The 3334-nt window shown below is 63.1% G+C and carries 3 protein-coding genes; all 3 read left to right on the top strand.

The window, feature by feature from the left end:
- A partial coding sequence (locus tag M0954_RS06760) for a transporter substrate-binding protein (RefSeq protein ID WP_297352271.1) occupies positions 1-602 on the top strand: 602 nt, incomplete at its 5' end.
- A 163-nt stretch (positions 603-765) separates the two neighbouring features.
- Entirely contained in the window at positions 766-2391 is a 1626-nt protein-coding gene (urtB, locus tag M0954_RS06755) for an urea ABC transporter permease subunit UrtB (RefSeq protein WP_297352269.1), read from the top strand.
- A 1-nt stretch (position 2392) separates the two neighbouring features.
- A partial coding sequence (gene urtC, locus M0954_RS06750) for an urea ABC transporter permease subunit UrtC (protein ID WP_297352267.1) occupies positions 2393-3334 on the top strand: 942 nt, incomplete at its 3' end.

Raw genomic sequence — 3334 nt, 5'->3', positions numbered from 1 at the left:
TGATCTCGACCGTCAACGGCGACTCGAACGTGCCGTTCTACAAGGAACTGGGCAACCAGGGCCTGAAAGCGACGGACGTGCCGGTGGTGGCGTTCTCGGTGGGCGAAGAAGAACTGCGCGGTATCGACACGAAGCCGCTGGTAGGCAACCTTGCCGCCTGGAACTACTTCATGTCGCTGCGCGATCCCGAGAACACCAAGTTCAAGGCGATGTTCGCCAAATGGGTCAAGGACAACAACCTGCCTGGCGGCGACAAGCGCGTCACGAATGACCCGATGGAAGCGACCTTCGTCGGCATCCATATGTGGAAGCAGGCAGCGGAAAAAGCCAAGAGCACCGACGTCGACAAGGTGCGTGTCGCGATGATCGGTCAGACCTTCAACGCACCATCCGGCTTCGTGCTGACGATGGACGGCAACCACCATCTGCACAAGCCGGTGATGATCGGCGAAGTGCGTGCCGACGGCCAGTTCAACGTGGTATGGCGGACCAAAACCGCGATTCGCGCGCAGCCGTGGAGCCCGTTTATCGCCGGCAACGCGGGCAAGCCGGATGTGGTCAGTTCGATCCCAGCGTTCCTGCGCCGCTCGCGGGTTGCGTGATGTAACGGAGGGCGCGTACAGTTCGCGCCCGCCTGGTCCGCTTGCACTACGGATGCGTCGGGTCAACTCGACGACGCATCCGCATGTATAGCGGCACGGCGTTGCGGCATCCCCTGCAGGTTCGATGCCGCAACGCCCTGTTGCTCACTTATCAAAGGGCATCATGGCGTTTTCCATTTTGAGGCTCACACGGCGCAGTATCGGTAAGCTCGGTATCGCGCTCATCGTCATCGCACCACTCGCAGCCTTTGCGCTGACTCCGGCGGATATCGCACCGCTCGCCGGCGACGACTTCGATGCCAAGTCCGCGGCCATCGACAAACTGATCGCCAGTCACGACGCTCCTTCCCAGGCACTGCTTAAAGCCCTCTCCGAAGACAACGCGCTCACGACCGACTCCGGTGAAGTGCTGATCCAGGACGGCGACGCGACCAAAGACGCGATCACCGGCAAGACGGTCGCCGCAGACGGCGCGCAACCGGTCACACTGAACAACATGCTGCGCTCGAAGGTCTCGGGCGCGCTGTCGGGTTCGCAACTCGACTCCATCGATCTGGAGACGCGCCGCGCGGCCATCAACGCGCTGCTGCAGAACCCCGATCCTTCGATGAAACCGCTGATCGACGCGCAGCGCGCGAAGGAAACCGATCCGGGTCTGAAGAAGAAACTCGACACGCTGTGGGCCATGACAGCGCTGCACAACAGCGATCCGGCCACGCGCCTCGAAGCGGTGCAACTCGTGGCCGCGCGCCATGACCTCGACATGAACGAGCTGCTGCGGCCGCTCATCGCGAAGAAGCCGGACGGTACGTTTGTAGAAAGCGACGATCGCGTGCGCGCCGCTGCGCAGGCCGGCATCGACGAGCTCGACGCGATCCAGCGCCGCAGCGCCATCGCGGGCACGTTGTTCGCAGGCCTGTCGCTCGGCAGTGTGCTGCTGCTAGCCGCCTTGGGGCTCGCCATTACGTACGGGCTGATCGGCGTCATCAACATGGCGCATGGCGAATTCCTGATGATTGGTGCGTACGCGACCTATGTCGTACAGAACCTGTTCCAGCGGTACGCACCGGGCGCATTCGACTGGTACCCGCTGCTCGCCGTGCCCGCCTCGTTCGCCGCCGCCGCGGTAGTGGGCATGGCGCTGGAGCGACTGGTCCTTAAACACCTGTACGGCCGCCCGCTCGAAACACTGCTGACGACCTTCGGCGTCAGCCTGATCCTGATCCAGGCCACCCGGATGATCTTCGGTGCGCAGAACGTCCAGGTGAGCAACCCGGCATGGATGAGCGGCGGCGTCACGGTGCTGCCTAGCCTGATCCTGCCGTACAACCGGCTGGCGATTCTGGCGTTCTCGCTGATCGTGGTCGGCATCGCCTGGGCCGTGCTGACGAAGACACGTCTCGGCCTCTTCGTACGCGCCGTCACGCAGAACCGCCGCATGGCGGCGTGTGTGGGCGTGAAGACCGCACGCGTCGATTCGTACGCGTTTGCGTTCGGCGCGGGCATTGCTGGACTGGGCGGCTGCGCGCTGTCGCAGATCGGCAATGTCGGACCGGATCTGGGCCAGAGCTACATCATCGATTCATTCATGGCGGTGGTGCTGGGGGGCGTCGGCCAACTGGCCGGCACGGTGATCGGCGGCTTTGGGCTCGGCCTTATCAGCAAGGCGATCGAACCGTTCTGGGGCGCCGTGCTCGCGAAGATTGCGGTGCTCGTTCTGATCGTGCTGTTCATCCAGAAGCGGCCGCAGGGCATGTTCGCCCTCAAGGGCCGCAGCGCGGAGGCATGAGATGACATCTGCAACCTCCTCCGCCTCGGTCACGACCTCGGGATCCGGCACGCCGCCGGACACCGGACGCGCGACCCAAAGCGGCTTCGCGCTCGGCCTACCGCCACGTCCCGCGCTGCTCACGCGGCCCGCGTGGATCGCTCTGATTGCGCTAATCATCGCGATCGGGCTGGGCGTGCCGCTCTCGGCGTTAGTGCTGCCCGAAACAAGCGCCTTCCACCTGTCCGCGTACATGATGACGCTGACGGGAAAATTCATGTGCTACGCGATCGCCGCACTGGCGCTGGATCTGGTGTGGGGATACTGCGGCATCCTAAGCTTGGGCCACGCCCTGTTCTTTGCGCTGGGCGGCTACGCGATCGGCATGTACCTGATGCGCTCGATCGGCCATCAGGGCGTTTATCAAAGCGACCTACCCGACTTCATGGTGTTCCTCAACTGGCACGCCCTGCCGTGGTACTGGGAGGGCACGCAACATCTCTGGTATGCGCTGGTATTGGTAGTGATGGTCCCCGCCGTGATTGCCTGGGTGTTCGGCTTCTTCACGTTCCGCTCGCGGGTGAAGGGCGTGTATCTCTCGATCATCACGCAGGCGATGACGTTCGCTGCGATGCTGCTGTTTTACCGCAACGAAACCGGCTTTGGCGGCAACAACGGCTTTACGGACTTCAAGACGATCGGGAGCTTTCCGATCACGCATCCGGGCACGCGCACAGCGCTCTTCCTGATCACATTTGCCGTGCTAGTGCTGGCGTTTCTGGGTGCGCGGGCGATTGTGACGTCGAAACTCGGACGCGTCGTGACTGGCGTGCGCGATGGCGAGACGCGGCTGATGTTCCTCGGCTACAGCCCGCTTGGCTACAAACTGTTCATCTGGACCGTCTCGGCGATCCTGTCCGGGATTGCTGGCGCGTTATACGTACCGCAGGTGGGGATTATCAAT

Source organism: Paraburkholderia sp., from assembly GCF_026225065.1.
Classification (GTDB): Bacteria; Pseudomonadota; Gammaproteobacteria; order Burkholderiales; family Burkholderiaceae; genus Paraburkholderia.
The sequence above is the reverse complement of the archived record's forward strand: the minus strand, read 5'-3'. Positions and strand labels throughout refer to the sequence as shown.

Coding starts and splice junctions, on each gene's coding strand:
- urtB (WP_297352269.1), top strand. CDS start 766: ATGGCGTTTTCCATTTTGAGGCTCACACGGCGCAGTATCGGTAAGCTC.